The 21,327-nt window shown below is 60.8% G+C and carries 17 protein-coding genes and 2 tRNA genes; 4 read left to right on the top strand and 15 right to left on the bottom strand.

The features are described 5' to 3' along the window. The first annotated feature begins 193 nt into the window (after positions 1 to 193). Positions 194 to 1,927: an aldehyde dehydrogenase family protein gene (locus tag DL240_RS04940; RefSeq protein ID WP_111728767.1), complete on the top strand. Its 1,734-nt coding sequence runs from the start codon at positions 194 to 196 to the stop codon at positions 1,925 to 1,927. A 16-nt stretch (positions 1,928 to 1,943) separates the two neighbouring features. Here the strand turns inward: DL240_RS04940 and DL240_RS20940 are convergent, their stop codons facing one another. Then, positions 1,944 to 2,276, bottom strand: coding sequence for a Rieske (2Fe-2S) protein (locus DL240_RS20940; RefSeq protein WP_111728766.1), 333 nt, complete (start codon positions 2,274 to 2,276; stop codon positions 1,944 to 1,946). A gap of 63 nt (positions 2,277 to 2,339) precedes the next feature. On the opposite strand from DL240_RS20940, the gene DL240_RS20935 reads away from it, so the two are divergent. Then, positions 2,340 to 2,678, top strand: a complete 339-nt coding sequence (locus DL240_RS20935) for a nucleotide pyrophosphohydrolase (RefSeq protein WP_111728765.1) — start codon at positions 2,340 to 2,342, stop codon at positions 2,676 to 2,678. Here the strand turns inward: DL240_RS20935 and DL240_RS04925 are convergent. The 6 genes from DL240_RS04925 to DL240_RS04900 form a co-directional block, all read right to left on the bottom strand. Further along, the gene (locus DL240_RS04925; RefSeq protein ID WP_111728764.1) at positions 2,675 to 4,315 is read right to left on the bottom strand and encodes an ABC transporter ATP-binding protein; all 1,641 of its coding nucleotides are present in this window, start codon (positions 4,313 to 4,315) and stop codon (positions 2,675 to 2,677) included. The genes DL240_RS20935 and DL240_RS04925 overlap by 4 nt on opposite strands. 12 nt (positions 4,316 to 4,327) lie before the next feature. Next, positions 4,328 to 5,440, bottom strand: coding sequence for a rod shape-determining protein RodA (gene rodA, locus DL240_RS04920; RefSeq protein ID WP_111728763.1), 1,113 nt, complete (start codon positions 5,438 to 5,440; stop codon positions 4,328 to 4,330). Next, on the bottom strand, positions 5,441 to 7,426 hold the full coding sequence (gene mrdA / locus DL240_RS04915) for a penicillin-binding protein 2 (RefSeq protein ID WP_111728762.1): 1,986 nt from the start codon (positions 7,424 to 7,426) through the stop codon (positions 5,441 to 5,443). It abuts the gene before it with no gap. Between the two features lie 36 nt (positions 7,427 to 7,462). Next, positions 7,463 to 7,978: a hypothetical protein gene (locus tag DL240_RS04910; RefSeq protein ID WP_111728761.1), complete on the bottom strand. Its 516-nt coding sequence runs from the start codon at positions 7,976 to 7,978 to the stop codon at positions 7,463 to 7,465. A 5-nt stretch (positions 7,979 to 7,983) separates the two neighbouring features. Then, positions 7,984 to 8,814: a rod shape-determining protein MreC gene (gene mreC / locus DL240_RS04905; RefSeq protein ID WP_111728760.1), complete on the bottom strand. Its 831-nt coding sequence runs from the start codon at positions 8,812 to 8,814 to the stop codon at positions 7,984 to 7,986. Positions 8,815 to 8,875: 61 nt separating this feature from the next. Next, positions 8,876 to 9,913: a rod shape-determining protein gene (locus DL240_RS04900; protein ID WP_111728759.1), complete on the bottom strand. Its 1,038-nt coding sequence runs from the start codon at positions 9,911 to 9,913 to the stop codon at positions 8,876 to 8,878. A 379-nt stretch (positions 9,914 to 10,292) separates the two neighbouring features. Here DL240_RS04900 and DL240_RS04895 point away from each other — a divergent pair, with 379 nt between their 5' ends. Further along, the gene (locus DL240_RS04895) at positions 10,293 to 12,035 is read left to right on the top strand and encodes a peptidylprolyl isomerase (RefSeq protein WP_111728758.1); all 1,743 of its coding nucleotides are present in this window, start codon (positions 10,293 to 10,295) and stop codon (positions 12,033 to 12,035) included. A 439-nt stretch (positions 12,036 to 12,474) separates the two neighbouring features. On the opposite strand, the gene DL240_RS04890 is transcribed toward DL240_RS04895, so the two are convergent. The 6 genes from DL240_RS04890 to DL240_RS04865 form a co-directional block, all read right to left on the bottom strand. Continuing rightward, positions 12,475 to 12,546 (bottom strand) — tRNA-Gly (locus DL240_RS04890). Between the two features lie 164 nt (positions 12,547 to 12,710). Further along, positions 12,711 to 12,782: transfer RNA gene (locus DL240_RS04885), tRNA-Gly, on the bottom strand. A 105-nt stretch (positions 12,783 to 12,887) separates the two neighbouring features. Then, positions 12,888 to 13,760, bottom strand: a complete 873-nt coding sequence (locus DL240_RS04880) for a hypothetical protein (RefSeq protein ID WP_146618108.1) — start codon at positions 13,758 to 13,760, stop codon at positions 12,888 to 12,890. A 179-nt stretch (positions 13,761 to 13,939) separates the two neighbouring features. Then, a complete protein-coding gene (dnaK, locus tag DL240_RS04875) occupies positions 13,940 to 15,835 on the bottom strand; it encodes a molecular chaperone DnaK (protein WP_111728756.1) in 1,896 nt (631 codons plus the stop codon). Between the two features lie 155 nt (positions 15,836 to 15,990). Next, positions 15,991 to 16,221: an FmdB family zinc ribbon protein gene (locus DL240_RS20860; protein ID WP_111728755.1), complete on the bottom strand. Its 231-nt coding sequence runs from the start codon at positions 16,219 to 16,221 to the stop codon at positions 15,991 to 15,993. Positions 16,222 to 16,468: 247 nt separating this feature from the next. Continuing rightward, positions 16,469 to 17,887: a cytochrome c biogenesis protein CcdA gene (locus DL240_RS04865; protein WP_111728754.1), complete on the bottom strand. Its 1,419-nt coding sequence runs from the start codon at positions 17,885 to 17,887 to the stop codon at positions 16,469 to 16,471. 100 nt (positions 17,888 to 17,987) lie between these two features. Between DL240_RS04865 and DL240_RS04860 the strand changes: the two genes are divergently transcribed. Then, the gene (locus DL240_RS04860; RefSeq protein WP_111728753.1) at positions 17,988 to 18,830 is read left to right on the top strand and encodes a redoxin domain-containing protein; all 843 of its coding nucleotides are present in this window, start codon (positions 17,988 to 17,990) and stop codon (positions 18,828 to 18,830) included. A 129-nt stretch (positions 18,831 to 18,959) separates the two neighbouring features. On the opposite strand, the gene DL240_RS04855 is transcribed toward DL240_RS04860, so the two are convergent. Next, on the bottom strand, positions 18,960 to 20,285 hold the full coding sequence (locus DL240_RS04855) for a hypothetical protein (RefSeq protein ID WP_111728752.1): 1,326 nt from the start codon (positions 20,283 to 20,285) through the stop codon (positions 18,960 to 18,962). Between the two features lie 57 nt (positions 20,286 to 20,342). Then, positions 20,343 to 21,326, bottom strand: a complete 984-nt coding sequence (locus DL240_RS04850; RefSeq protein WP_111728751.1) for a hypothetical protein — start codon at positions 21,324 to 21,326, stop codon at positions 20,343 to 20,345. Position 21,327 lies beyond the last annotated feature (1 nt).

Below are 21,327 nucleotides of genomic sequence, written 5' to 3'. Positions count from 1 at the left end.
AAAATTCTGACATCTTCACTCAAACACATAGCATTGCAGCTATCGATGATAAGTCAGCGCAGTATATACCAAAAGCCACACACACACATGCAACTTCCACAGCATACATTGCCAGGGCGCTTCATACGTCTTAACCTCTCTCCACGCAGACAACCCTACTTCGACACCAGCGCCCCACGTTGACGAGTTCGCCATGGCCACAACCACCTCCCCCCCTTCGCCAGACCACCCGGCACGCCCGGCCCACGCCAGTGAGCTCGATCACCGCCTGAAAGTGCTCCGTGACAACGCCGACGCCTGGGCCCGGCTCCCCCTGACCGAAAAACTCGAGATGGCGCGACGGCTCCTCCGGCGCTCGGTCGATGTCGCCCCCCGACAGGTCGCCGCCGCGACACGCGCCAAACGCATCCCGGAGGGCTCACCGCTGGCCGGAGAAGAATGGCTCGGCGGCCCCGTCGTCATCGCACGCAACCTACGCCTGCTCATCGACACTCTGGAAGCGATCGCCACCCATGGCAAACCCGTCCTGAAACCCGGAGCCGTGCGCACGCGTCGAGACGGCCAGGTAGTCGTCGACGTCTTCCCCCTCAGCACCCTCGACAAACTGATGTACCAGGGGTTCACCGCCGAAGTATGGATGGAGCCCGGCATCACCCCCGAGAACCTGACGGAGCATACTGCCGGGTTCTATGATCAAGATCTGCCCGAGGGACAGGTGGCCCTGGTTCTGGGCGCCGGCAACGTTTCCAGCATTGGCCCCTTAGACGTCGTCTACAAGCTCTTCGCCGAGGGACAAGTCTGCCTCCTCAAAATGAACCCGGTCAACGACTACCTGGGCCCCTTCATCGAAGAGGCCTTTGCCGAATTCATCGAGCGAGGCTTTCTCGCCATGGCCTACGGAGGCGCCGATGTGGGCGCCTATCTCTGCCAACACCCCGGGGTCGACGAGATTCACATCACCGGTAGCGATCGCACCCACGACGCCATCGTCTATGGCACCGGCGCTGAAGGCCAGGCCCGCAAGACCCGCGACGAGCGCCTGATCGACAAGCGTATCACCAGCGAACTCGGCAATGTCAGCCCCATCATCGTCGTTCCGGGCCTTTGGTCGGACAGCGAACTCCAATTCCAGGCCGAAAACGTGGCCACGCAACTCGCCAACAATGGCGGCTTCAATTGCAACGCTGCCCGAGTGCTCATTACTCAGAAGTCCTGGCCCCAGCGCGAGCCCTTCCTCCAGCGCCTGCGTGCCGTACTCTCCAGTATCGAAAAACGCGTGGCCTACTACCCCGGCGCCGAGCAACGTTTCGACTCCTTTGTAAACGCCAATCAAGATCGCGCCGAACTTTTCGGACCGCGCGATGACGGACTCCTCCCCTGGGGACTGATCCCAAACGTACCCGCCGACGACTCCGACAACATCTGCTTTACCACCGAGTCCTTCTGCGGCGTGATGTGCGAAACCTCAATCGCTGCCGATTCGGTCGGAGACTTTCTCAACGCCGCCACCAACTTCTGCAACCAGACGCTCTGGGGCACCCTGAGCGCGGCCATCCTCATCGATCCGCGCACTCAGCGTGCCGAAGCGGCAGCCCTGGAGCAGGCCATCGCCAAGCTCCGCTACGGCAGCGTCGTCATCAACCACTGGCCCGCCATCAGCTATGGCCTGGGAGTTACCCCCTGGGGCGCCTTCCCCGGACACACATACCAGGACATCGGCTCAGGCATCGGCGTGGTGCACAACACCTTCCTCTTTGATCGCCCGCAGAAGAGCGTCGTCCGAGGTCCCTTTAAGTCCTTTCCAAAGCCCCCCTGGTTTGTGACCACCAAAAACACCGCCGCAGTCGCCGAGCAACTTACCCGCTTCGAGCTCAACCCGGGAGCGCTACGCTTTGCCGGCGTTCTTACCCGGGCGCTGCGCGGCTGAGCTGCCTGCACCCTATCTACTCGGCGACCCCAACCAACACCCGCCCCCCCTCGACACGTACCGGATAACGACGTACGTCGTAGCGGGGGTCACTCAAGCAATCGCCCGTGGTGAAATCGAACGCCCAGTCATGCCGCGGGCAGCGAACCTGACAGCCCTCTACCCGCCCCAACCCCAAAAATCCACCGGCATGCGGGCACCGGTTCTCAATGCAGTGAACGTCCTCCCCATCACGAAACAGGGCGAGCCGACGCGCGCCTACAAAAACGATCTTTCCCTCGCCTTCGACCACTTCATCGACACCGGCTACGTCCACAAAACGCACCGCATCCACGACCGGACCTGCCATCTCGCCTCCTTCTCAGGCAACTCAAACCCTAAACCACAACCTTCAAGATCCCCAAAACAACACATGAACAAAACACACGCGTCGCTTCCGGAACTTCAATCTCTGGTCCATGACTGGATCAGCCAATGGGACGAGGGCTACTTCAGCCCCCTCTCCAACCTGGCACGCCTCACGGAAGAACTCGGTGAGTTAGCCAGAGTCGTGAACCATCTCCACGGCGACAAGCCTCCAAAGCGTACCGAGGCTTTGGGTGACGTCGGCGAAGAACTCGCCGACATGCTCTTTGTCATGCTCGCCCTGGCAAACTCGCTGGACGTTGATCTCGAACAAAACCTTAATGCAGTGCTTGAGAAATACAACGTACGCGACGCCCAACGCTTCACGCGCCGCGACGACCACTAGGCCTCGAGGCCCCCTTCTCGCCGCGCGGCGGCCTGACGCTCCTGCTCAGCCACGTCAGCAGCATAAACGAAGTTGCGCACCCGCTCATCCTCACTCTCTGCGATGGTTTGAGGCGGCCCATACGCGATGATCTCCCCCTTATGCAACATCGCGATCACGTCGGCCGTACGAAACGCCGAAGCCATATCGTGACTGATGACGATGCTCGTCACATCGAACTTCTCCTGCACCTCCATGATCATCTCCTCCACGTAGAGCGACATGATCGGGTCCTGACCGGTGGTCGGCTCATCGTAAATCAGCAGCTCGGGCTCCGTAATCAGCGCCCGCGCCAGACTCACCCGCTTCTGCTGACCGCTGGAAATGTCCACCGTACTGGCATCCGCAATCTCGCTGAGCTTTAGCTGCTCCAGGAGCCTGTCAGTCCGCTCTCTGGCCTCCTGGCGGCTGCATACTCGGCGCTCGACCAGCGGAAAGGCCACATTGTCACGTACGCTCATCGAATCGAAGAGCGCCGCGTGCTGAAAGAGCATCCCCACGCGAGTGCGCAACTCGCGCAATTCGCGCTCTCGGAGCGTCGCGAGGTCCTTTCCAAACACCTCCACCTTCCCCCGATCGGCCTTAAGCAACCCCAGGAGGTGCTTCATCATGACGCTCTTACCCGAGCCCGAGCCCCCGATCAGCGTGGTGAGCTTTCCCTTCGGAACCTCAAAATCCACGCCACGCAGCACCTGATTGCTTCCCCAGCCCTTGTGCACCCCCGATAGCCGCACGAGCATCTCCTCGCCATCGGCGCCATCGGCCTCATGAACCTCGATCTGGGACTTGGCCTTGCCCCCGATCAGCTCCTGAACGCGCGCATCGTCGCTCGCCCGAATCTCCTCCGGCGTCCCTACGCTGACGATCTGCCCCTCGGCGAGCACCGCCACCTGATCGGCAATCCGAAAAATCGTGGCCAGGTCATGGCTGATCAACACACTGGTCAGCTCGTACGTCTCGGTGATCTCCTCGATGAGTTTGTCGACAAACTCCATCATCACCGGGTCCAGCCCGGTAGTGGGCTCATCAAAAAGCACCACCTCGGGGTTAGTCACAATAGCCCGCGCCAGACTCACCCGCTTCTTCATCCCTCCGGAAAGCGTCGCGGGATACTGATCCAGCGCATGCCCCAGATCGAGCTCCGTGATGATCTTGGCGGCCAACGCTTCGGCATCCCCTCGGGACATCGTCCCGTGCTCCACCAGCGCAAAGGCCACATTCTCCCGAACCGTCATCGAGTCAAAGAGCGCATAGTTCTGAAACATCGTCCCGATACGCTTGCGCAGCCGATCGAGCTCCTGGTCGCCGAGCTCCGAAACATCCTTGCCGAAAAGACGCACCGTGCCCTTATCCGGACGCAGCAACCCATTCATGTGCTTGATGAGCACGCTCTTTCCCGAGCCCGACGCCCCGATGATGATCGTGATCTTCCCGGGCCAGATCTTCAGGTTGAGCCCGCGCAGTACATGCTCCTCACCAAAGCTCTTATACACGTCCTGCAATTCGATGATGGGCTGGCCTTCGCCCCCCTCCCAACGCCCCTGACCCGGCATCAAGAGGTTCTCTCGCCCCGGCTGCTCAGCGCTCTTCTCACTCATCGCCACACTCGTTCATCCATAAGAGGGCCGATGAAAACTCACATTAAAGAGCAGCCCCACCGCCGCCAACATCGTCAACAGACTACTGCCCCCGTAGCTGAGCATCGGCAGCGTCAACCCGACCACAGGCAACATCCCGGTGACCATCCCCAGGTTGACCACGGTATGCCAGAAAAAGAGCGCCGCCACCCCCACCCCCACCAGAACCCCGTAGCGATCGCGGGCTTTGCGCGACACATTGAGCGCTGCGGCGATAAACGCGAAGTAGAGCCCCAGCAGCAGCAGCATCCCCATAAATCCCCGCTCCTCCCCCCAGTTCGCGGCGATAAAGTCGTTCTCCTGCTCCGGCACAAACCCCTTCTGCACCTGAGTCCCCTCTTCGTGCCCCTTGCCCCAGAGGCGCCCGGAGCCAAACGCGATCATCGACTGACGCACCTGCCAGGACTGCCCGTGGGTGTCCGCGTCCAGGTTCATAAACGAGCTGATGCGGTCGCGCTGGTACTCCTTGAGCCCGAAGGTATAGCCCAGTGGCAAAGCAATGATGCCCGCGATCGCCAATGCCATAAGGCTCTGCCAACGCACTCCTTCAAAGAGGACCATCGCCCCGTAGATCGCCAGAATCACCAGTGACGTACCCAGATCCGGCTGATTAAACACCCAGAACACGCCTGCCAACACCACGGCGGTAGGCGCAACCAGCTCCCGCAACGCGTAGCTCCCCTCTTTATTACGATCATTAAAGTAGCGCGCGGTCACCACGATCACGGCGATCTTCAGCAGCTCAGATGGCTGCATCAGAAACGACCCGAAACTCAACCAACGCTTCGAGCCGTTGAGCACGGTGCCAAAGATCGCCACCGCGATCAGCAGCAAGATCACCGCCCCGTAGCCCACATAGGCCCAGCGCTGAAAGAAGCGGGTACGGATCACCGTGACCACCGCAACGACCCCGGTACCGATCAGGTACCAGAGCGCTTGCGTCAGATGAAAGGACGCCGGCAAGTTAAGCGACGCGTTGCGCAGATTCAAAAGCCCCAGCGCCGCCAGGAGCACGACAACGATCGCCAGCGGCCACTCAATGCGCTCGGCCAGCGACGCGAAGCCGGTTTTCGGTCCCATTCGCATCTATTGCTCCTCGTCCCGGACAGGCTCCTCGGCCTGGGCAGGCTCTTCAATCGGCGGTGCGGAGGGCTCGCGCATCGCCTCGGGAAGCGCCTTCTGACCCACACGCAAACTCAACGCGTCGTAGTCATCATCCCGCGTGAAGTAGCGGTCGTAGATCTCCATCGCCACCGGCGCGGCCTCCTTCCCTCCGGAGCCGGCATGTTCCAGAAAGACGACCAGCACAAGTTCGGGGTTCTCGTAGGGTGCGTAGGCTGCAAACCAGGCGTGATCGCGAAGGCGAATCTCCTTATCGCGGTTTGCTACCCTCACCGCGCCGATCTTTGCCACCTGGGCGGTGCCCGTCTTGCCTGCAACCTGCGTATGAGACAGGCGCACGCGAGACGCCGTGCCAATATCATCCTCCACGCCCATCCACAGCGACTTGCGCAACACCTCCAGGTGTTCCGGCTCAATCCCCAGGGTCTTCCGAACCCGGGGCTCGTACTCAAAGATCGTCTCGCCACCGGCATTTCGAATCTCCTCCACCAGTCGCGGATAGTAGAGGTCGCCTCCGTTGGCGATCGCCGCGTAGGCCAGGGCCATCTGCAACGGGGTGGTCAGCGTATCGCCCTGCCCCAGCACCGAGTTCAGGTCCATCCCCCGGGTGTACCCGTCGGGCCCATGCTGACGATACCATTCGGTATCCGGGATACGCCCGGCCGACTCGTGGTTGATCGGTAGCCCGCTGCGCTCGCCAAACCCAAAGCGCCTGGCAAATTCCGCCATGCGATCCATGCCCATCTCTTCGGCGAGCTGATAAAAGTAGACATCGCAAGACATCGCCATCGAGGTGTACGCGTCGACATCTCCGTGCCCTCCCCACTTGTGGCAGCGCCAGCGCCGCCCCCCGAAGTTATAGTAGCCGGGACAATCCACCTCGTCGTGCGGCTCGTAGATATGGTCGTGCAGCGCCGCCCAGGTCCCCACGATCTTATAGACCGACCCCGGAAAGTAAGCGCTCACCGTCTTATCGAGCATCGGCTTAAAGGGGTCGTTGTCGCTGCGCATCTTCTCCATCGCCGAGAGCCGTCCCGACCAGGCGTTGGGATTAAAATGCGGCTTACTGTAAAGCGCCCGCACCGCCCCATCACGCGGGTCAATCGCGACCACCGCCCCGGCCGCGTACTTTCGCATGGCCTCATCAATGATCACCATCAAATCGGCATCCAGCGTCGAGACAACATCTCGTCCGGCCACCGGCTCAACCCGCTGATACTCCCCGATCAAAAATCTCGTCTGCGACTCCCCCTGCCGGTTCCCCCGGGCATCAACCACCACGCGATCGAGCCCCGGCGAACCATGAAGTACTTCTTCAAAGGCGCGTTCCAGTCCCATACGCCCCACCCGATCGCCGGCGCGATAGCCATAAGGGGCAAGATCACGAAGTTCGCTGCGACCGACCTCCGCGACAAAGCCCACCGCGTGACCCCCAACATGGTGCAAGGGGTAATGGCGGTGCGCCTGAGCTCGCACCTCAATCCCGGGCAGGCGCAGTCGATCTTCCTCCAGCCGGGCCACCTCCAGGCGAGAGATATCCCTACGGATCAGCTGCTCGCCACGGTTCGACTCCACCATGGAGCGAATGCGTGTGAGTTCCCCGTCCGAAAGGTTCATGTACTGCCTTAACAATTCATACGATGTCTCATCCGCATGACGCCGAAAGATATGAGGCACCATATAAACATCAAACGAGGGGCGATTCTCGGCCAGCGCGACCCCGTTGCGATCCAGGATCTTTCCGCGCGGAGCCGAGACCTCCACCTGCCGGATGATGTTCTCCGTGGCGGCTCGATAGTAGCGCTCCCCCTCAACGACCTGGAGCTGCCAGAGGCGCAACGCAATCATGCCAAACGCCAGGAGCACCACCGCAAGCGCCCAACCGTAGCGCTGATCGTACTCCGCCAGTTCGCCGCGACGTCCCCGCTTTGGAAGTTCTCTGATGGCCATTGTACTGCCCTGCCTGCCGACCGCTCACCGCTGGCGTTAAGGTCGAAACTCCAACACGTTACGCCCTCGCCGCGGGTCCATCACCCGGTCCATTCGGGAGAGCAAACGCCCGACGACCAACGTCGCCAGCGCCGTGGAAAAAGCGCTGGCCCACATCTGCCAGCCGATCGATGTCATCACCCGCGCGTTGGACTCCGAGAGCGTGAACACGAGCAACATCATCAGACTGTGACCAAGCGTCGCCAGCGCCGCGACCACCCCGCGGGCGATGCCCCAGGTCGGCTGAACACGGCCCCGCAACAGCTGCATCACGAAAAACACAGCCACCAGCGCGAAGCTGTAGACACCTGGCACCCCGGTCACAAACCACTCCACCGGCCACATCAGCGCCAGCAAAACCACGCCTCCACGTACCAGCGACCGCTCCAGTCCCAAAAACACCACCAGCGCGATCCCGATCTGCGGAACGACCCACTCGCCAACAAGCCCGCCAAGCGCGCCCTGAATCACGAGCAGCAGCCAGGCCATCGCCACAAGCACCAGCGTCGGCATCGCGTCTACTCCGCACCGGTGATGACAAACACCTCTTCCAGCCTGGAAAAGTCCACCGCCGGCGTAACAATCACCTCCTGAAAGAGGCCTCGCCGCGATTCGCTCACCTCGGAGATCGTGCCGACAATGAGCTCCCGGGGAAAGATCCCTCCCATCCCACTGGTCACCATCACATCCCCTGTTTGCAACTCATCGCCCTCCGAGAGGTACGAGACCCGCGCCAGGTAATCGCGCTCGTGGCCCAGTCCCTCGACCACGCCCTGCGCCCGGTTGCGCTGACTTACCGTATCGATACTGCTACGCGGGTCCGAAACCAGCACCACATCCGCGTAGCCTTCGAACACCTGGTGTATCTGTCCCACAACCCCTTGCGCGCTGACCACGGGCATACGCGGCTTTAACTCGGCCTCAGAGCTGATCTGCACCTTGAGCACGCGGAAGTAAGGCGTAATGTCGCGTCCAATAACCCGGGCCGGCACCAGCTGATGCTCGGGACGCCGCGCTTGAAAACCCACCAGCTCGCGTAGCCGGCCGTTTTCCTGAAGCACCCCGATCAGCCGCGTGTTTTCTTCGCGGAGCTGCGCAACTTCTTCACGCAGACGCTCATTTTCCTCGACAACGTCCGCCTGCCCCCAGCCCGACCAGAAGCCGCCAACGCCGATCACTGCTGCAATCTTCGACTGGGTCCAGCCCATCGGCACCGCCGCGAAACGCGCGGGAGCCGACTTCTCATCTCCCAGTGATGCCCCCGCCGACGTCGCGATCATCACCAGGGGCACCACCAGCAATACCAGGGCCACAATCTTGCGGCGATGCTGTTCAAGCAATGCGAGCATTGCACGCACTCACGCTAAGGGAGAGGTATCAAGGCGGCGAGTGGACGAGGTCCGAGGTCTATCAATGCGTATGATCGGCAACCTCGCTGAGCAGCTCCATCTCATCCAGCGCCTGCCCGCTGCCCAAAACAACGGCCGACATCGGATCATCGGCGATCAGCACCGGAAGCCCCGTCTCCTCCCGCAAAAGGATATCGAGGTTCTTCAACAGCGCCCCGCCCCCGGCCAGAACAATGCCTTTGTCGACGATATCAGCGGACAACTCCGGAGGAGTCCGCTCCAGCGCAATGCGCACCGCTTCCACGATGGCATTAATGGGCTCCTGAAGCGCATCGCGAATCTCGTCGGAGTTGACCTCCAACGTCTTCGGAAGACCCGCTACAAGATCGCGCCCCTTGACCTCCATCGTCATCACATCTTCGGTCGGATAGGCCGTGCCGATGGTGCACTTAATCATCTCGGAGGTGCGCTCACCAATGAGCAAGTTGTACTTGCGCTTCATGTGCTGGACGATCGCTTCATCCATCTTATCGCCGCCCACACGTGCGGACTGGGAGTACACGATCCCCGAAAGACTGATCACCGCGACCTCGGTGGTTCCCCCACCGACGTCGACGATCATGTTTCCCGAAGGCTCGGCAATGGGAAGCCCGGCGCCGATGGCCGCAGCCATCGGCTCCTCGATCAAATACACATCGCGGGCACCGGCCTGCAGGGCCGACTCGCGCACCGCACGCTTTTCCACCTCGGTGATCCCGTAAGGTACACAGATAATCACCCGCGGTGAGTAGAGCTTTCGCCGGTGATGCGCGCGCCCCATGAAGTAGCGCAGCATCGCCTCGGTAATCTCGAAGTCGGCGATGACACCGTCCTTCATCGGCCGAATCGCCACGATGCTTCCGGGCGTGCGCCCGAGCATCTCTTTGGCGACTCGTCCCACAGCTTTGACGCGCTTGCTTCCTCGCGCGTCACGCTGCACGGCGACCACCGAGGGCTCGCAACAGACGATGCCCTTGCCTTTGGCGTAGACCAATGTGTTGGCCGTACCCAGATCGATGGCCAGATCATCGCTGAAGAGGCCGAGGAGCTTGTTGAACATGCTGCTTTCCTGTACGTGACGTGCTTCGACGGCAAACTCGCCAACTGCGAGCAGACCTGCTCCCTGATTGGGGCGCTCAAGCAGCCCGTCGACTAACAAAGAAGGTTAAAGCAAGACAAGCGAAAAGACCACGCTCCAACGTTGTGCGCCTGCTTTTCCAAAGCGTACTTACAGGCTGTTACGTCGCGGCGGTGCAAGCCCTGCACGTGCTTGCCATCCTGATCTCGACTCGTTAACATCCCCCGCCTTGAGCCGCCCGGCGGAATTGAACCTATCGTACCAGGCATTGATTCCCCCCTGTCCTGGTTTGCGCACGCCGTCACGGAGACGCGTTGCGCCGTCGGCCCTCGTTAAGAATTGTCGCAGGAGTAACGTCCCCATGCTCGATCAAATGCGCCGCGCCACCAAAAGCGGTTTCTCGTACATTCTCGTCGGTCTGTTGATCGTCGTCTTCGCGGTCTTCTTCGGCGTGCCCACCGACGGCTGCCGCCCGTCCGGCTCGCGCGCGCACCTGGCCACGGTCGGCGGTGAGGAGATCTTCACCGAAGATGTCAACGTGATCTACAACCGCTACTACGGCGCCAACCGCTCCACCACGCTCGACGATACCTTCTACGAGCAGCAGGCCACCGCGCTTAAAGCCGTCCTGGCCACCTACGTCCTGGCCAACCGTGCCGAAGAAGCCGGCCTGCGTGTCAGTGACGAAGAGTTTGCTGCCTACATCACCGACGGCTCACGAAATGTGGAGTTCTTGAGCAGCTACGGCCGCACCGGTGAATTCGATGGCCCCTTCTACGAGCGCTACGTCAAGTTCGGCCTCAGCGTGCCGCTGCAGCGCTACGAGAACTTCAAGCGCCGCGAACTGCTCGCCCGCAAATACATGGCCATGCTCGACATGCAGGTCTCCGCCTCCCCGGCCGAAATCGATGAACTCAACGAACTGCGCAATACCCGGGTGAATCTGGAGCTGGTCAAGTTCAACGAAGAGACGATGGCCCAGGCCCTCGATCTCAGCGATCAGGCCATCGCCGCGTTCATCGCCGCCAATGGCGATCGTATCGCCACGTACTTCAAAGAAAACCGCGCCGACTACGAAACGGATGAGCGCGTTCGCATCCGGCGCATTTACATCACCAAACCCTCCGACGAGACCGAAGACGCCGACGCACTGGCCCGCTTCGAAGACGCGAAGAAGCGCGTGGTGGATTCCGGCGAAGACTTCGCCACCGTCGCCACCGAACTCTCCGAAGACTATGCCAAGAGCCAGGGCGGCCTGATGGACTGGACCACCCCGGAGAACCTGGACAGCGCGATCGCCAAAGCGATCGAAGGCGTCAACGTCGGTGAGGTCCGCGAGGTCGAAACCGACTTCGCCCGCATGCTCATCAAGGTCGAGGAACGCGAAGAAGCCGGCGTTCCCGAGATCACCGAAGTTCAGGACGAAATTGCCCAGACCCTGCTTCGAGAAGATCTGGTCGGAGAGCGTGGCGCGCAGATGGCACAGAAACTTCACGCCCGTGCCCAGGCCGACCAGAGCTCGCTGGAGGAGGCTCTCACGGCGATCCGCGAAGAAGTGGCCCTGCAGGAAGACGCCGCAGAAGAAGCCACCCTCTGGCAGAGCCTCAACGTTGAGAAGACCGGCGAGTTCACCATGGAAGGCCAGCAAATCCCGGCGATGTTCCGTGCACAGCTCGCGGGCATGAACTTCGGACGCAGCTGGGACGAAATTCCCCGGCTCGGCAAGAACTCCGAGCTGATGATCGAAGTCTTCAACCTGACCGAAGCCGCCCCGCTGCTGCCGCGCGTTGCGAAGATTGACAACACTCTGGCCGTGATTCGTCTCAGCGAGCGCAAGGATGCCGGCGAACTCACCGCGGAAGAGCGCACGGAGCTCGAAGGCGAGATCCGCGCCGAGAAAGTCGCCGAGTTCCTGGGCCCCTGGCGTTTCCTCTTTGTTAACCCGCTGGAAGCTCCCGGCCACTTCGTGGACAGCGCTCTTACCGAAGCGCTCGAAGACGGCACGATCAAACTTCATGAAAAGAACAGCCCGGCAGCTGAGAAGGTCAAATCGATGATCACCGGCGACGATCCCCTCGCCGACCTGGTCGGCATGACCGAGTAACTGGTGCCAGATGCTTGAAAAAAGCCCCCGATTTCAGTCGGGGGCTTTTTTTTGCCATCCACCTCGCCCTACTGACCCGCGATGGCGACCTGGTGGAGCCCCCCCCCGGTCGGAAACACCCACCTGACCTCCTGAGGCGCCCCGTGAGCCCACGCCGCATACCATACGCAGGTAGAGCCACATTCGCCCCTCCTTGGCTTCTCCGTGCCGATCTGTTCCACTTCCCCTGAGAACTCCCAGGCACCTCTGACGCACGCTCCGGTCGGTCGCATCCAGAACACCCTCAGACGCTCGCAGCGTCGCCACCATACGTGTTCTTAGGCATCCCCTTCCCCATCCCAGAATGTGGCCTGTCCTACAGTCGACCGACCCTCGCCCCCGAATCAAAACCACCCCAAACGCAAAAAGGCCCCGAAGCGTTAGCTTCGGGGCCTTTGAGAGCGGGAGACGGGATTTGAACCCGCGACTTCAACCTTGGCAAGGTTGCACTCTACCACTGAGTTACTCCCGCTTAGGAGTCAGTTGCCACCTCGGCGACAACGAGATGGGTTATAGGCCTGAGGACCGAACCTGTCAACAGCTTTCACGCAAAAAACGAACAAAAATATGAAGCCTGCCAGCTCAGCGAAAACGACAAACAAAAAGCCCCGAAGCGTTAGCTTCGGGGCTTTTGAGAGCGGGAGACGGGATTTGAACCCGCGACTTCAACCTTGGCAAGGTTGCACTCTACCACTGAGTTACTCCCGCTTAGGAGTCAGTTGCCACCTCGGCGACAACGAGATGGAATGTATGCCAGTGTAGGTGAGCCGTCAAGAGCTTTTTTGCCACCGCGCTAAAATAAATGGCGTCTGGTCAGTAAGCCACCTCGTCCCAGGACTCATCCTCAGGCATGACTTCACCCTCTTCGTAGTACTCTTCGTCCAACAAGTCCTCGTCGCCAAAGTACTCGGCTTCGTCTTCGAGAAACGCCTCCTCCTCTTCCAAGAAGTTGGCCTTCCGTCGCTGCTGAATCGGAGCATCCGTTTGGCCGTACTTTTCTCTAAGGCGTTGCTGAAGCCCTTCCCCGAGACGAACCCCTGGAGCAACCTCAACTCGACCGATCCCCTCTCGGCTTGGAACCATCAAGCGCGAGTTGATTGCGTCACGTACCCGCGCACGCCGTTCAAACTCGTACTCCGACTCATCAATGGCCTGGACCATTTTCTTAGCGCGAATCTCGGCCTCAATCTTCGACATCGGTTCCCCGCTGGAATCCGCAATGATTCTCTTGCCGTCGATCTCTTTGCCAATCACATCCACTTCCGAAATGCGCCAGTCTGGCTCTTCAGGCTCATCATAGACCGTCTCGGCCTCTTTGGCGCTCTTCGCTCCGATGCGAACCTCGGGCCTTGGCGATGCTTTCGGCGCAGCAGGCGCGCCACTACCTCCGTACGCCCGAAACGAAGGAACCTCGTCGAGCACCACGTCGGCCGGCTCATCGGCCTCTCCGGAAAGCGCCATACCGATAGCAACTGCGGCGCCAATCCCCACCACTCCCACAATGCCCAGGGCGATGAGCCCACGCCCCCTGGACTCACCCGCGCTTGCAGTTGAACCCCTGGCGGCTCCAGCGGCTGTTCCCATAGGTGGCGCAGCCTCGTCGACAACGAGTTCAAAAGCGCCATCGTCTAACTGGTGGCTTTCAACTGAGGCCTGACGTCCAGTCGTGGGTGTGTTTTTTCGCATAGGTCTTACTCCAGCCCTTGAGGGCGATCGTGCTGGCCGAACTCAACAGGTGCATTCTAAACGGCTTACCACCATAACAAAAGCCAGCGAGGAATGCCTCGCTGGCTTTTGTCATCGGCCACTTCCCGACGCTAGGGGCTCAAGCCCGCTGAGCGCTTCTCAGCTCGGGATATGACGCCTTACTTGGCTTCTTCGAACTCGGCATCAATGACATCATCATCGTCATCGCCGCCCTTGCCCGAGGTATCCGCACCACCCTCACCACCCGGAGCCTCTCCGGTGGCCTGGTACATCGTCTCAGCAGCCTTGTGCATCAACTTTTCAAGCTCTTCGATGCCCGCGCTAATGCCCGCATCATCATAGGCATCCACGGCTTTGCGGAGCGTCTCGACCTTGCCTTCGATCTCCGACTTGGCGCCAGCGTCAAGTTTATCACCAAACTCGCCAAGCGTCTTCTCAGCGGAGTGGATCATCGCCTCGGCCTTATTGCGACGCTCAGCCTGCTCGCGCTTGAGCTTATCACCCTCACGGTGTTCTTCGGCCTCTCGCACCAACTTCTCGACTTCGTCATCGGCCAGACCGCTGGAAGATTCGATGCGAATCTTCTGCTCCTTGCCGGTGGCTTTATCCTTGGCCGAGACGTGCACGATACCGTTGGCGTCGATATCGAAGACAACCTCAATCTGCGGTACCCCCTGCGGCGCCGGCGGAATCCCATCAAGGTTGAACTTGCCCAGCGTACGGTTATCACCGGACATGGGGCGCTCACCCTGAAGCACGTGGACCGTTACCGAGGTCTGATTATCCGTCGCCGTGCTGAAGACTTCGCTGCGCTTGGTCGGAATCGTCGTGTTACGCGGGATAAGCGTGGTCATCACGCCCCCCTTAGTTTCGATTCCCAACGAAAGCGGCGTGACATCAAGCAGAAGCATGTCACTGACGTCTCCGCTGAGAACGCCGGCCTGCACCGCGGCCCCCAGGGCAACAACTTCGTCCGGGTTGACGCCCTTATGAGGCTCCTTCCCAAAGAAGTCCGCGACTTTCTTCTGAACCAGCGGGATGCGCGTGGAGCCACCGACGAGAATGACCTCATCAATATCGCTGGCTTTGAGGTTGCGATCCTCAAGCGCCTTACGGCAGGGCTCCAGCGTGCGTGCGATAATCGGCTCGATCATCGCCTCGAGCTTCGCCCGGCTCAACTTAATATTGAGGTGCTTCGGACCGCTCTGATCTGCCGTGAGGAAAGGCAGGTTGATATCGGTCTCCAGCACGCTGGAGAGGTCGATCTTGGCCTTCTCGGCGGCTTCTTTCAGCCGCTGCAGGACCATCTTGTCGCCGGAGACATCGATGCCGGTGTCTTTTTTGAACTCCGAGATCAACCAGTCGATGATCTCCTGGTCGACGTCATCGCCACCCAGATGGGTGTCGCCGTTGGTGCTCTTGACCTCAATGACATCTTCGCCAACTTCCAGAATGGAGATATCGAAGGTACCACCGCCGAAGTCGTACACCGCGATGAGCTCTTCTTCGGTCTTCTCCAGTCCGTAGGCCAGCGCAGCGGCGGTCGGCTCGTTGACAATACGCTTGACCTCCAAGCCAGCGATGCGCCCGGCATCTTTGGTGGCCTGACGCTGAGCGTCGTTGAAGTACGCAGGCACCGTGATAACGGCCTCGGTCACCGGCTCGCCAAGATAGTTCTCAGCCGCTTCTTTGAGCTTCATCAAGATCTTGGAAGAGAGCTCCGGAGGGCTGTACTTCTTGCCGCGCAGCTCAATGTGAGCATCGCCATTGTCCGAGGAGACCACCTTGTAGGGGACACGATCCGTCTCGTTTTTCAGCTCGTTGAACTTCAGCCCCATAAAGCGCTTGACCGAGAAGATCGTATTTTCCGGGTTCGTGATGGCCTGGTTTTTGGCCACGCGCCCCACTAACACGTCTCCCTTCTCGTCATACGCCACGACCGAAGGCGTGGTGCGAGCACCCTCCTGATTGGCGATCACTTTGGGCTCTTTGCCCTCCATCACAGCGACCACCGAGTTGGTCGTACCAAGGTCAATTCCGATCATCTTGCCCATTTTGGTCTCTCCTTGCTGATTCAATAGAACCCCGGGGCCGAACCGACAAACGCCGCATCCCTTGCGGGTCATCGACCTGTTCGGCCCTCTTCATCTGTCAGCGGCAATCCTAGACACCTTCCAGTAATCACCAAACGTTTTTTCAGCATTCCTGCTCAACCCTCACCACCACCGCCGCCGGAAGGGTTCGACGAGGTGGACGATGAGCCTGAATAGTCCTGCGCGTACCATCCTCCTCCCTTGAGTTGAAAGGAGTTTGCCGAGATTTTCCGGCTCACCTGGGGCGCACCGCAACTGGGGCACACTTCCGGATCGGGATCGGAGAAGCGCTGGATTTCTTCGAAAACATGATCGCAGCTGGCACAACGGTACTCGTAGATTGGCATGAGCTCTTTACCTCCTGATGGCTCAGGCTTGCGTAACATTTCGGGCCCATACGCGATACACGCAGGGCCTGAAGGCACGCCACTGTCTGGTTTAAGATGACCCGTATTCAGGGGGCTTTCCCCCCGATACGCGGAGCGTGGGCACGCGCAGCCGGGCCAAATCGCGCCCAACTTATACACGCCCCCTTTAGCGTCAAGCAGCGAATCCATCATCCCTGGCTGCGCCATTTGGCCGCGGCCAGGCTCCTCAATGAAGCAGCGGCGAAGCCAGTGCCAACCAGACGCGCTCGCTGGCAATGACCAGCACCGGCAGCGCCAGGCGCGCATAAAAGATTGCCAGTCCAAAAAAGACCGCACTAAAAACCGCCTTACTGCCCTCCATCCAGCCACCGGCGCGCGGCAGCTTTTGAATCAGCCCCGAAAAGGTGCCCAGCACTAAAAAGAGCAGTCCCAGCCCCAGCGCAAACGCCGAGAGCAGCGACCACCCCAACACCAGGTCGCCCTGCTGCGCAACATACACCAGGATTCCGGCAACCACCGGACCGATACAGGGAGCGGCGATGGCGCCGGCAACCAGTCCCATCACGAACGCGCCGGCAAAACCGGCCCCGCCGGCCTGTCCCAGCCGCGTCTGAAGCCCGCCGGGCAAGCGCATATCCCAGGCGCCCAACGTTCCCAATCCCAACGCGACGAAGAGCCCGGCGATGCCCAGCTGCACCATCGGATGCTGTAAGAACCCACCGAATACCGTGCCCAGACTGGCCGCAATCACCCCCAGTGCGGAGTAGGTCAAAACAATGCCCGAAACATAGGTCAGACTGAGCAAAAATGCCTCGCGACGACTGGCGGCCTGACGAGCACCAAACACCCCGATGGTAATGGGGATCAGGGGGTATACACAGGGAGCAAAACTCGAGAGGATACCGGCACCAAAGACCAGCAAGAAGACCGCCCAGAGGCCGCGCTCATCCAGGGTGCTCTGCAGCCAACCTTCACTCTGGGCATCCTGCCCTTCCAGCGCCGCGTCGAGCCTGGCGAGAAACTCGTCGACGCTGAGCTTGCCCTCGAAGCTGGCACCTCGCAGATAGGTTCCATCGGCCCCCTCAAAGGCCACACGCGGCAGTCCCGAAACCTCAAAACGTTCGATCGCCGCGATAGTCTCCGCATCGCCGGCGTCGTAATCGATCTTGAGTGCGACAATCTCCTGCTCCAGGCGCTGGCGCACACTGGGATGTTCAAACACTTCCCGCTCCAGCTCTCCACAGGCCAGACACCAGTCGGCGGTGAAGTCGATCATCAGGGGCACACCGCGCTCCTGTGCCAGCTCACGTGCTTCGGTGTACGAACTCATCCATACGACCCGCTCGCCACCCGGAGGGGGCTCGGTAGCGCCGAAGAGGACGCCGTAGAACCCCACGCCGGCGAGCAAAACCCCGACGACTCGCCAGAGCTTTGCGCGCGAGGAAAGCTCAAACCAGGCTCCTCTCAGCGTCATCAGCGCCAGCCCGCCGGCCACCAACACAACACCGGCCAAAAGCATCGGCCAGCGTGGCGCGGGTTCGCCAGACGATGACGCCCAGGCCAGCGAAGGCGTCGTAGCGACGACCATCAGACTAATTAGCGCAACTACCCCTGACCAGGTCATGGCCTTAGGTTTTGAACACATCACCTACCTCTCACGTCGACTCATTCTGTCGGCAGTCTCGCGACCGCCGAGTGCGCATGCTATCAAGGGGCACACTGGCCGAACCTAGAGCAGAAATCTTATGAGTCACAAGCTATTCCAACGAACTCTGTTGATGTTGATGGTGGGCGGCGCCGCGCTCAGCCTGCCCGCGGCATCGAGCTTCGCCGAAAGCCCATCCTTTGCACGCCCGATGGCACGCCCCTGGCTGGGCATCATTCTGGGATCCAGCGATGGCACTGGCGTTTTGGTCAATGAGGTACTGCGTACCTCGCCAGCCGACGACGCGAACCTCCAGCCGGGCGATCGTGTGGTGGCCGTCGATGGGGAGCCGGTTCGCACGGCGGGCAAACTTCAGGCCCTGATCCGCGGCAAACGCCTGAACCAGAGCGTGGATCTCAGCGTGCAGCGAGGAGAGGCGACCCTCACGCGCACCCTGACCTTGCGCGCGTCACCGGAGCCGGACGAGGTTGCTCGCCGTCACCTGGTAGGCGCTCCCGCCCCGACCTTTGCGCTGAGCAGCGTCGATGGCGAGTCGATGACCCCCGATGCCCTGAAGGGGACGGCCTACATCGTGGACTTCTGGGCCACCTGGTGTCAGGCCTGCAAACTTGGTGAGCCTCGCATTGCCGCACTCAACGAACGTTTTGGGGACCGGCTTCAGGTCATCACGGTAAGCGATGAGGAGGCCGAGGTCGTGCGGGCCTTCTTTGCCGATGGCCCCTCCCGTCACGCACCGGTGTACCTGGATCATGAGCGCACGTTGACCGAGGCCTACCTCGTCCGAGCGCTCCCGACGTATGCCCTGGTGAGCGCCGAGGGCCAGGTCGTGGAGCTTGCCTTTGGCAACGACCAGCTCGATCGCCTGCAAGCCGCCATTGAGCGCATCCTCCCGGAGGCGCCCTCCCCCTCTCCAGCGGATTAACGCCTGCTTCGGTCGCGCTGGCACGCTGCCTGGCGCCGGATACGCATCCGTCAACCGCCACACCCTCCCAACACGCCGAAGGCCGCGCACATGCGCGGCCTTCGGCAATGTTCTCAGATGTTCAAAGTCTCACTCGGCACTCTGAGCAGCAACAAGATCCATCACTGCCTTGGGCATAAACAGCGCGAAGAGACCGTCGAAACATCGGCTGAGTTCCATCTGAACCACACGACCTTCCGGGTTCGACAACGCCCGACAACGCCCCACAACCGACTGATCGGTGGTATCCACGCCATCGACATTGGTAAGGCGCTCCCAGGCCAGGAGTTCCACATTGACCCCGCCCAGGTACTCAAGCAGACGGTTAAAATAGTTGGCCTGCTGCGTGTAGGCGGTCTGTGTGGTGATGGGGCTTCCGGCGGAGTACACGATCACCGGCTTACTCACCCCATGCAGCGACTCAACACGGCGCAGGTACTGGTAATGCGACGCCACCATATCGTTGGGATTCGCGTAGCTGCGTAACGCAAGTGCATCACCAGCCTTCACAAAGGGGAGCACAACCTCGGCGAATGCTTTATCGATCGCCTGATCGTTCACGTCGCCATCAGTGTAACGCGCGGCGATGGGGCCGGTGATGTTCTCCCAGTGAAAGCCCGCGGCAACACCGGTATCCGGGGAGACTTCCTTGATGGCGTCGACAGCCTGGACAAAAAAGTCTTCAAACGCCTCGAACTCTTCTTCCGAGAGGGGCTCCCCTTCCGGGCCGGCCAGGAAACGATCCATGGCATCGCCCACAATGATCCAGCGGGGTTTGTGGGTCTGCGCAACCTCGACCAAATCGTCGAGCAGGTCCGTGACCATGTCTTCGCGGGTGAACCCGTAGGTGCCCTTCCCTTCGATGTTGGTATCCTGGTTAAGCAACCCATCCCAGCGAACCACCCAGTCGCCGCGTTCCCGCCAGAAGTCGACCACCACGCTCAACTCGGAGAATACGTCAACGTCGGCCCGCTCGCGGGCGGCGGCAACCTCCTCGTAGAGATCGTTGGTCCGCGGTGCCAGGCGCCCGGCCGGTGTGCCGTTGGTCGGGAAATCCGCGCTGGTTCGCGGCTCATACTCGGCGGGAATCGAATGGGCGTGGTACTCACCGACCACCGTGGAGAGTTCATCGTACGACTTCACCCGGAGCATCCCGTGGCTGATGGACTGCTCGACCAACTCCACGGAGATCGGACGCTGGATCGCCATCGCCAGCGCATCGCCATGATGGACCCCGACGCCGAGCTGCGACGCATCCAACGAAAGCGGCGCGGCCGGCTCCAGCGGAGCAAAGGGATCTTCGTCACCACCGCAACCGGCCAGCATCAGCGTTGCGAGGCCCGCACACACAAGCGGCCCGGTCAGCGACCGGGCCGCCGAGGCGACACCACCCGAAGTTTTCCAAAACATCACCATCGGCCTTACTCCTCAGCAGGTCTTATGAGGCGGCCCGGAGGCCGCCTCGTTGTCTGTTCAGTAAATGATCAAATCGTCACCGCCACCGGCTTCAAGATCGCTGAAATCGTTGCGGGGCTGACGACGCTTTTTCTTCTTCTTTTTCTTCTTTCTTTCTTCACGTTCGCGCTCCGCGCGCGCTTCGGCCTCGGCCCTGGCCTGAGCCTCGGCTGCCGCGGCATCCTCTTCACTGTAGTCCGGACGACCAGCCGACAGATCCACGGTGGTATCGCCGCCCAGCAATGAGTCAACCGCCCCGGCGTGACGGTCCACAGATTCAGAGCGCTGCAGCGCACGAACCCGCTCGGAGACTTCCCCCTGCCCCTGCTCCTCGGAGCTTGCCAGGCGATTGGCGGAACGCAGCTGCGAGATCATCTGTCGGTCACTGAACACCATCGCAAAGGTGCCGAAGAACTCGCGTTTATCCTCCACGCGAAGCTCAGAGCTGCCATCCTCCCAGCGGGCTCTCACAAGAACCTCTTCGCCGAAGATCTCCCCGTAGTCGGTGGAGACGGGGCGACCATAGCGGCGACTGGCCTGCGACAGGAAGGTTTCAAAGCCAACATTGGCCACGTAGTCGCGATTGTAGGCCACGACCACCCGGTAGAGCTTGCCATCGACGAAGAGGTAGTAGCGCTGAGCCATCTCATCGCGGACCCGCAAGAGCTCCTCACGGTTATCCTTCTTAAACTCCCCGGCGATGATGCTCACCTCATAGCCGGTGCGAGCCCCCTGGAGCTGGGTGTGACTGTCCTCGACGGCACGAGCGCGATCGAGTGCACGCTGACGCTCCCGCTGCATGGCGACCCGATCGTTTCGAAGACGCTCGTCGTTGCGAAGCTCCGCCAGCATTTGGGTACGCAGTTTCTCGACCACATCCTGACGACTATCCCCCCACTCAATATCGCCAAGCATCGCGGCGATGCCGTCTTCGGCACTCGCCGGCGCGGAAATGGCGAGCATAAACAGCGCCAGAATCGCCAGGAAGTTGAACTTTCGCATT

Origin of the sequence: Lujinxingia litoralis, from assembly GCF_003260125.1 — a bacterium.
Lineage (GTDB): Bacteria > Myxococcota_A > Bradymonadia > Bradymonadales > Bradymonadaceae > Lujinxingia > Lujinxingia litoralis.
Note: the sequence above shows the minus strand (reverse complement) of the source record. Positions and strands in the feature narration are given on the sequence as shown.

Excerpts from the sequence above, each read along its gene's own strand:
- DL240_RS04880 (WP_146618108.1), bottom strand. The coding sequence starts at position 13,760 with ATGCGAAAAAACACACCCACGACTGGACGTCAGGCCTCAGTTGAAAGC.
- DL240_RS20860 (WP_111728755.1), bottom strand. The coding sequence starts at position 16,221 with ATGCCAATCTACGAGTACCGTTGTGCCAGCTGCGATCATGTTTTCGAA.
- mreC (WP_111728760.1), bottom strand. The coding sequence starts at position 8,814 with ATGCTCGCATTGCTTGAACAGCATCGCCGCAAGATTGTGGCCCTGGTA.
- DL240_RS04910 (WP_111728761.1), bottom strand. The coding sequence starts at position 7,978 with ATGCCGACGCTGGTGCTTGTGGCGATGGCCTGGCTGCTGCTCGTGATT.
- DL240_RS20940 (WP_111728766.1), bottom strand. The coding sequence starts at position 2,276 with ATGGCAGGTCCGGTCGTGGATGCGGTGCGTTTTGTGGACGTAGCCGGT.
- DL240_RS04895 (WP_111728758.1), top strand. The coding sequence starts at position 10,293 with ATGCTCGATCAAATGCGCCGCGCCACCAAAAGCGGTTTCTCGTACATT.
- DL240_RS04855 (WP_111728752.1), bottom strand. The coding sequence starts at position 20,285 with ATGGTGATGTTTTGGAAAACTTCGGGTGGTGTCGCCTCGGCGGCCCGG.
- dnaK (WP_111728756.1), bottom strand. The coding sequence starts at position 15,835 with ATGGGCAAGATGATCGGAATTGACCTTGGTACGACCAACTCGGTGGTC.
- mrdA (WP_111728762.1), bottom strand. The coding sequence starts at position 7,426 with ATGGCCATCAGAGAACTTCCAAAGCGGGGACGTCGCGGCGAACTGGCG.
- rodA (WP_111728763.1), bottom strand. The coding sequence starts at position 5,440 with ATGCGAATGGGACCGAAAACCGGCTTCGCGTCGCTGGCCGAGCGCATT.
- DL240_RS04925 (WP_111728764.1), bottom strand. The coding sequence starts at position 4,315 with ATGAGTGAGAAGAGCGCTGAGCAGCCGGGGCGAGAGAACCTCTTGATG.
- DL240_RS04900 (WP_111728759.1), bottom strand. The coding sequence starts at position 9,913 with ATGTTCAACAAGCTCCTCGGCCTCTTCAGCGATGATCTGGCCATCGAT.
- DL240_RS20935 (WP_111728765.1), top strand. The coding sequence starts at position 2,340 with ATGAACAAAACACACGCGTCGCTTCCGGAACTTCAATCTCTGGTCCAT.
- DL240_RS04860 (WP_111728753.1), top strand. The coding sequence starts at position 17,988 with ATGAGTCACAAGCTATTCCAACGAACTCTGTTGATGTTGATGGTGGGC.
- DL240_RS04850 (WP_111728751.1), bottom strand. The coding sequence starts at position 21,326 with ATGCGAAAGTTCAACTTCCTGGCGATTCTGGCGCTGTTTATGCTCGCC.
- DL240_RS04940 (WP_111728767.1), top strand. The coding sequence starts at position 194 with ATGGCCACAACCACCTCCCCCCCTTCGCCAGACCACCCGGCACGCCCG.
- DL240_RS04865 (WP_111728754.1), bottom strand. The coding sequence starts at position 17,887 with ATGTGTTCAAAACCTAAGGCCATGACCTGGTCAGGGGTAGTTGCGCTA.